This is a genomic window from Acetobacter papayae JCM 25143, assembly GCF_000613285.1.
Taxonomy (GTDB): Bacteria; Pseudomonadota; Alphaproteobacteria; order Acetobacterales; family Acetobacteraceae; genus Acetobacter; species Acetobacter papayae.
Genome location: NZ_BAIN01000017.1, coordinates 40,784 through 47,909 on the forward strand (window position 1 = coordinate 40,784; position 7,126 = coordinate 47,909).

Genomic DNA, 7,126 nt, shown 5'->3' on the forward strand with positions numbered 1-7,126 from the left:
TTTGTAAAATAACAAGGGCGGCTCCTGTAAAAGAGCCGCCCTTGTTGCGTCTGGTCTTGTATAAGCCCCGGTAAAGGGGCTGGTTTTACTGTGAACGGGCCGTGAACTGCTCCAGCCAGTGAATGGTGTATTCACCCTTCTGGAATTCGGCATCCTCAAGAATGCGCCGGTGCAGCGGTATGACGGTCTTGATGCTTCAACGACGAACTCGTCCAGTGCGCGCTGCATGCGGGCAATGGCCTGTGCGCGGGTGGGAGCATGCACGATCAGCTTAGCGATCATGCTGTCATAGAACGGCGGCACCCGGTAGCCGGTGTAAAGGGCGCTATCCACGCGCACGCCCAGACCGCCCGGCGGGTGATAAACCGCAACCGTGCCGGGGCAGGGGGTGAAGGTGTCCGGGTCTTCGGCATTGATGCGGCATTCGATCGCATGGCCGGAGAAGGTGACATCCTCCTGCGTGTAGCCAAGCTTTTCGCCTGCAGCCAGACGGATCTGCTCACGCACCAGATCCACGTCGCACACCATTTCCGTAACCGGGTGCTCGACCTGAAGGCGGGTGTTCATTTCAATGAAGCAGAACTGCCCGTCCTGATACAGGAACTCGAGCGTGCCCGCGTTGCGGTAGCCCATACGCGAGAGTGCTTCGGTGGCCGTGCGGCCAATCGTGTCGCGCTCTTCGGTGCTAAGGGCGGGGGAACCTGCCTCTTCAAGCAGCTTCTGGTGGCGGCGCTGCAAGGAGCAGTCGCGTTCACCAAAATGCACGACGTTGCCGTAGTTATCGCCCAGAATCTGCAACTCGATATGGCGCGGGCGGTCCATGTATTTTTCAAGGTAAACCGCGTCATTGCCAAAGGCAGCGCGGGCCTCTGTGCGGGCCATGTTCCACGCATCGGCCAGTTCATCAGCCGAGTGCGCGACCTTCATGCCGCGCCCGCCGCCGCCTGCTGCTGCCTTGATCAGCACAGGATAGCCAACCTGTTCGGCCACGCGCCGGGCTTCGTCTAGGTCGGTCAGTTCCCCATCCGAGCCGGGTACGAGCGGCACGCCCAGTGCGAGCATGGTGGTTTTGGCCGTGATCTTGTCGCCCATCATGCGAATGTGTTCTGCCGTGGGGCCGATAAAGGCCAGACCGTGGGCTTCCACGGTTTCGGCAAAATCCGCATTTTCGGACAAGAAGCCATAGCCGGGGTGAATGGCTTCCGCCCCGGTGATGGTCGCGGCCGAAAGAATGGCCGCCACGTTCAGGTACGACTCGCGCGATGCAGCCGGCCCAATGCACACAGCCTCATCCGCCAGACGCACATGCATGGCGTCGGCATCGGCAGTGGAGTGGACAGCCACGGTCTTAATGCCAAGCTCCCGGCAGGCGCGCAGGATGCGAAGGGCGATTTCGCCGCGATTGGCGATGAGGATCTTGGAAAACATCACTCGATAATGGCAAGCGGCTGGCCGAATTCCACCGGATCACCCGAGGCGACAAGAAGGGCCTTGAGCGTGCCGCTTTTGGGAGCCTTGATCTGGTTGAAGGTTTTCATGGCCTCGATCAGCAGCAGGGTCTGGCCCGCGCTTACGGTCTGGCCTTCCGTTACAAACGGGGGCGAGGACGGGTCGGGCGTCAGATAGGCCACGCCCACCATGGGGCTGGATACCGCACCGGGGTGGCGCGAGAGATCAGCCGCAGCCGGTGCTGCCGCAGGGGCCGCAACGGGGGCGGGGGCCTGCGCCACGGCAGGAGCGGCAGCAGCCACAGCCTGCACGGGGGCGGGCATACGCGCCACGCGAATGCGGTTGTCTTTTTCCGCTATCTCGATTTCGGTCAGGCCGGTTTCAGCCAGAATTTCAGCCAGAGCCCGGATGGCATCCGCGTCCACGAGCAGTCCGCTCATCGGTTGTCCTCATTTGCAATAAGATCGGTCATTGCTTGCAATGCCAGAGAATACCCCCCTACGCCTAGCCCGCAGATAACGCCGGTGGCGGCGCGGGAGACATAGGAGTGGTGGCGGAATTGCTCGCGGCGGTGGATATTGGAGATATGAACCTCAATTACCGGCAGGTCCGTGGCCAGGAGCGCATCAAGCAGGGCGATGGAGGTATGACTGTACCCTGCCGGGTTGATCACGATACCACGCGCCCGCCTGCGGCACTCCTGCACCCAGGAAATCAGCTCGCCTTCGGTATTGGTCTGGCGGAAATCTACCGCCAGTCCCAGCTTTTCGGCTGTACGGAGGCAAAGCTGTTCCACGTCGTCCAGCGTGGCCCGACCGTATATTTCGGGTTCGCGCTGGCCGAGCATGTTCAGGTTCGGGCCGTTCAGAACAGCAATGAGAGGTCTTTCCATAATAGAGCAGGGCCCTAGCACGATGCCGGGCTCTCTCCAAGAGAAGACAGCATGCCGGTGCAGGAGTGGGGCAAAAGGGCGGGGTGTGCGGGGGGCTCGGGTGCAGGGGTAAAAGGGAGGGAGAGGGCCATATTTTCGCCATGCACAGGCGGCAGACAGGCAGGCAGTCTGGCCGCCCTGTAAAGGCGCGGAGGCAGAAAAAGGTTGATTCCGGCGGCCCAAGGCGGTCATGTGCAGGGGTGTTAAGCCCAGATTCACGGAAATGGAGCAGGCAGATGCCAGTCCAAAACCGGAGACGAGCGGGATGGTTGACCGTGCTTGCCGCCCTTGTTGCAGGGGGGGGGAGCGTGGCAGCCCACGCTGCCGAGTTGCCTGAACACTCTGGTGCTACACATTCCAGCACGCCACAGGCAGCCGGTACCGCATGGGCCGATTCCGTATCCCGCGCTTTGCAGGCGCGCAGTCATGAAGATCCGGCCCTGAGCGACTTTGGTGGAGCAACTCAGGGTGGTGCAGGGTCTGCTCAGCACCGTCCGGTGCAGACGGGCATGGCAAGCTGGTATGGCGGGCGGTTCCATCATCGGCGTACGTCTTCGGGAACGCCTTTTGACAGGGCGAGCCTCACGGCCGCCCACCCGACAGCCCCGCTGGGCAGCAAGCTGCGCGTGACCTCGGAAGAAACCGGGCGCTCCGTGGTGGTAACGGTCAATGACCGTGGCCCCTATAAAAAAGGCCGGATCATCGATCTCTCCCACGCCGCCGCCGCACAGATTGGCATGCTGGGTTCAGGGGTTGCGCATGTGCGGGTTGAAACCGCGAGTGCTCGCGAAGTGGCCGAAGCCCCGGAAAATCTGGGGATAGGCGCGGATGATCTGATTATTTCTCCGAGCCATGTCATTGCAGGGCCGCATGTAAAAATCAGGCATGGCGTCATTACCCACACCCATGCGGGCCGCAGGATCGTGGCGCGGCGATAAGCCGCTACCGGGCAATCTAAATAAAGATGTGTGGAAGGCCGGGCTCAGGGCTTGCTGTCAGGAGCCTGCTGGTGGCTCGTTGTTGTCGCAGTCCTGCTTCGGGGGTCATGCTGTGCCAGACGATCAGCCTTGGGTTGCCCCGGGCATAGCTTTCCATTTCCGCATTCAGTTCAGCGCCCATGAGCACCACCCATGCGGTAACGAAAAACCACATCATGATGACGATAAACGCCCCAAGCGGCCCGTAAGTGGTGTTGTAGCTGGCCAGATGCGCCACGTAATAGGAAAAGAGCTGCGAGGCGGGAATGAGCACGAAGCTGGCCAGAACAGCCCCCGGCATAACCCAGCGCCAGCCCGTGCGGCGCTGGCGGTCCGGGCCGTAGCGGTAGAGGGTGGACAGGGCCAGAATTTCAAAGGTGAACAGGATCAGTGGCCCGCTCAGGCTGCTCAGAAAATCAGTTGAACCCGGCGGGGTGGGAATATGCAGCCGCAGTGACAGGTTCAGCAGCAGCGGAATGGCGACCATCAGCGCAATGGTCAGCACCGCGCCCAGAACGGAAAAAAGTGTCAGGGCGAAAGCTGTGGCCTGAAAAACAAAGAAATTCCGATGCTCACGGGCATTATACGCCATGTTGAGCGCCGAGATGATGGAGCGCGTAGCGGCAGAGGCCGACCAGAGCGCTACCGTGAGCGAAATGATCAGGTTGAGTGTCAGGGAAGTATGAGGCTCGGCCACCAGCACCTGCACCCGATTCTGGATCAGCATGAAAACGCTGGGCGGCAGCAAGGGGCGCAGCGCGTCCATCTGTGGGGTGACGGTCTGTACGTCAAATGCCAGGCCGTAGATGGAAATCAGCGCGCTGATAGCCGGAAAAAGCGAGAGCGTGCTGTAGAACGCGCATCCTGCGGCCACCAGCGTGGAAGGCCCCGCCACCAGACTGCGCGCCGTGCGGGAGATGATACGCCGCCAGTCGGCCCAGCGCAGGGCCAGAGGCGTGTCCGGTTTGGGTTTGGCAGGTGCGGCCTTGCCGGGGGGCGGCATATCGGGGGCCTGATGCACGGGGGTCGTTTCTGCGGCCGGGGCAGAGGGTGCGGAGGATAGCTGCGAAGAATCGGGCCGCGTGAACGCCTGCATTGTGGGGGAGGTGTCTTTCATTCTGCGCCCTGCCGCCCTGCGGGGTGTACCTGCGGGCATTGGGCCGGGCTTTTGCTTTGGGGCCATGAATTATGGCGCAAGACCAGCATTACAGCCTTGATCCTTAGCGGTCACGGCTGTGTGTTGTCATGTTTTTTCGGATAAACCGATTTTTTCACTTGCACTTGTGGCGGTTTGGCCGCATATGCGCACCCCTACGCAGCAACGCACGTGCCACTGGCCCTCTGAGGTTACGCAACGACGTCAAGCGTTCTGGCAATCGGGACCGTCCTTGTTTTTCTCGGCGGTCTGCCTTTGGTCGCTGGTCCGTTAGACCGTTTCGCAACTCCTTCTCCGCTGTGTATGCCGGAGAAGCATGAACTGGGGGAGTGGGAGCTATGAATCCCAAAATTACCCGTTTCATTGCCGAGAACAACCCGGCAACGCCCTGCCTTGTCGTCGATGTTGACGAGGTTGAATCCCGTTACCGCGCCCTTGGGCGCGCTCTGCCGCAGGCGCGCATTTATTATGCCGTCAAGGCTAACCCCGCCACGCCGATTCTGGATCGTCTGGTCGGGCTTGGTTCCTGCTTCGATGCCGCCTCGTGGGAGGAAGTCTCCCTGTGCCTTCAGGCCGGGCTGATCCGTCTGCCATTTCCTTTGGCAATACGGTCAAAAAGGTTTCCGCCATCCGCGCGGCGTATGAGGCGGGCGTGCGCATGTTCGTCTTCGACTGCCGCGAAGAGCTGGAAAAGCTGGCCCGCCATGCGCCTGGCAGCCGCGTTTACTGCCGCCTGCTGGTCGATAACTATGCCGCCGAATGGCCGCTGTCGCGCAAGTTCGGCACGACGGTGGAATCCGCTCGCGACCTGATGCTGGCCGCCCGCGACATGGGGCTGGACCCGTATGGGCTGTCCTTTCATGTGGGGAGCCAGCAGCTTTCGGCCGAGGCGTATGAGGTGGCGATTGCCCGTGTGGCAAGCCTGTTCACCGACCTGAGTGCGGCTGGGCTTGATCTGCGCATGATCAATCTGGGCGGTGGTTTCCCCATCCGCTACCGTGAAGACGTGCCCGAGATCGACCATTTTGCGGATGCGATTTTCCGCGCCATGACCGAGCATTTCGGCAACGCCATGCCCGAAATGCTGGTGGAACCGGGCCGCTTTATCGTGGGTGAGGCCGGGGTTGTGCATACCGAGGTGGTTCTGGTCAGTGCGCGTGGTCGCAAGGACGGGCTGCGCTGGGTGTATCTGGATATCGGCCGGTTTGGCGGTCTGGCGGAAACGGAAAACGAATCCATCCGCTATGCCATTCGTACCGGGCGTGACGGCGCGCCGTCCGGCCCCGTAGCGCTGGCCGGGCCAACCTGCGATGGGGCGGATATTCTATACGAAAAGACCCGTTACGACCTGCCGCTGGATCTCGAATCGGGTGAGATGATCGATCTGCTGGGCACGGGGGCGTATGTCTCCACCTACTGCTCGACCCGGTTTAACGGTTTTGCACCGCTGGCCGAACACTACATCTGAGTAAATCGCTCTCGTAGCGGTAATAGACTGAACTCAAAGCGCGCCGTTTTTACGAACGGCGCGCTTTTTTTATTGTGCGGGGCTGATCGAGCTTCACGCTGCGTCTGCCCCGCCCTGTATTCGGTTTGCGTGGAGCGCGGTTATTCGGTGGCTGCGCGCAAGCCTGCTCCTGCTGCCAGCGGGCAGAGTGGCAGGGCGGCGGCTACAAATGCGCCCAGCAGTTCCAGATCAGGTTTCCATGGCAGGCCGGTGGCGGCGGCATCAATGGCGGCGGCTCCAAAAATCAGGGCCGGGGTTATCAGTGGCAGGGTCAGCAGTGGCAGCAGCACCCCGCCACGGCGCGCACCCAGCACGATGGAGGCGCCCATGCCCCCCATTAGCGACAGAACGAGCGACCCGAGTAACAGCCCCCCCAGCAGAACCGGCAGGGCCGCGCCGGGCAGGCCTAACATGGTGGCCAGTGGCCCTGCGGCCAGCAGCAGCGGCAGGCCGGTTGTCAGCCAGTGCGCGGTCATTTTTGCGAGCGCCACAAAGGCGGGCGGCAGGCCCAGCAGCATGAGCTGGTCAAGCGAGCCATCTTCGAGCTCTGCGCCAAACAGCCGGTCAAGCGGTAGCAGCGAGGCCAGAAGCGCACAGACCCAGATAATGCCCGGTGCCATGCGGCGCAGCAGTTCGGGCGAAGGCCCGAGCGAAAGCGGAAACAGGGTAGCCGTTACGATAAAGAACAGCACCGCCCCCAGCGTATCCGCGCCATGCCGCAGGGCCAGCCGCAGGTCACGCATGACAATGTGCCAGAATAGCGATGTCATGGGCGGTTTTCCTCGTCTTCGCTGGCAAGGGACCAGTGTGTCTCAGGCAGGATATTGCCCGTTATGGAGTCCATGGCGCCGGGCAGGGCCAGTGTGGCGGGGGATTCCAGCGGCAGGGGAACATGCGTGGTGGCAATGATAAGCCCCCCCCGTGCGCGATGGGCAGCCATGGCCTCACCCAGCAGGGCAATGGCTGCGGTATCCAGCCCCAGACTGGGCTCATCCAGCAGCCAGAGCGGGGCTTGGGCGAGCAGTACGCGGGCCAGTGCCGTGCGGCGCTTCTGCCCGGCGGAGAGCAGGCGCGCGGGCAGGTCGGCCAGATGCACGAGGTCCATG

Annotated in this window: 6 protein-coding genes and 2 pseudogenes; 2 read left to right on the top strand and 6 right to left on the bottom strand. The window is 62.1% G+C overall.

Annotation, left to right across the window (positions count from 1 at the left end; genetic code table 11):
• Positions 1 to 85: 85 nt before the first annotated feature.
• From accC to aroQ, 3 genes and pseudogenes are all read right to left on the bottom strand, one after another.
• Positions 86 to 1,428, bottom strand: a pseudogene (accC, locus tag JCM25143_RS17480) (acetyl-CoA carboxylase biotin carboxylase subunit).
• Entirely contained in the window at positions 1,428 to 1,889 is a 462-nt protein-coding gene (accB, locus tag JCM25143_RS06355) for an acetyl-CoA carboxylase biotin carboxyl carrier protein (RefSeq protein WP_025860408.1), read from the bottom strand. Before accB ends, accC begins: the two are co-directional and overlap by 1 nt.
• Positions 1,886 to 2,341: a type II 3-dehydroquinate dehydratase gene (gene aroQ / locus JCM25143_RS06360; protein WP_035370571.1), complete on the bottom strand. Its 456-nt coding sequence runs from the start codon at positions 2,339 to 2,341 to the stop codon at positions 1,886 to 1,888. Before aroQ ends, accB begins: the two co-directional genes overlap by 4 nt.
• Before the next feature lie 275 nt (positions 2,342 to 2,616).
• On the opposite strand from aroQ, the gene JCM25143_RS17485 reads away from it, so the two are divergent.
• Positions 2,617 to 3,318: a septal ring lytic transglycosylase RlpA family protein gene (locus JCM25143_RS17485; RefSeq protein ID WP_081773493.1), complete on the top strand. Its 702-nt coding sequence runs from the start codon at positions 2,617 to 2,619 to the stop codon at positions 3,316 to 3,318.
• A 16-nt stretch (positions 3,319 to 3,334) separates the two neighbouring features.
• Here the strand turns inward: JCM25143_RS17485 and JCM25143_RS17490 are convergent, their stop codons facing one another.
• A complete protein-coding gene (locus JCM25143_RS17490; protein ID WP_025860411.1) occupies positions 3,335 to 4,474 on the bottom strand; it encodes a YihY/virulence factor BrkB family protein in 1,140 nt (379 codons plus the stop codon).
• Positions 4,475 to 4,851: 377 nt separating this feature from the next.
• On the opposite strand from JCM25143_RS17490, the pseudogene JCM25143_RS17495 reads away from it, so the two are divergent.
• Positions 4,852 to 5,981, top strand: a pseudogene (locus tag JCM25143_RS17495) (type III PLP-dependent enzyme).
• A 140-nt stretch (positions 5,982 to 6,121) separates the two neighbouring features.
• Here the strand turns inward: JCM25143_RS17495 and ccmB are convergent.
• Both ccmB and JCM25143_RS17500 read right to left on the bottom strand, forming a co-directional pair.
• Entirely contained in the window at positions 6,122 to 6,790 is a 669-nt protein-coding gene (gene ccmB, locus JCM25143_RS06380) for a heme exporter protein CcmB (RefSeq protein WP_025860412.1), read from the bottom strand.
• The coding region (locus JCM25143_RS17500) for an ABC transporter ATP-binding protein (protein WP_025860413.1) at positions 6,787 to 7,126 on the bottom strand (340 nt) is incomplete at its 5' end. The genes ccmB and JCM25143_RS17500, both read right to left, overlap by 4 nt.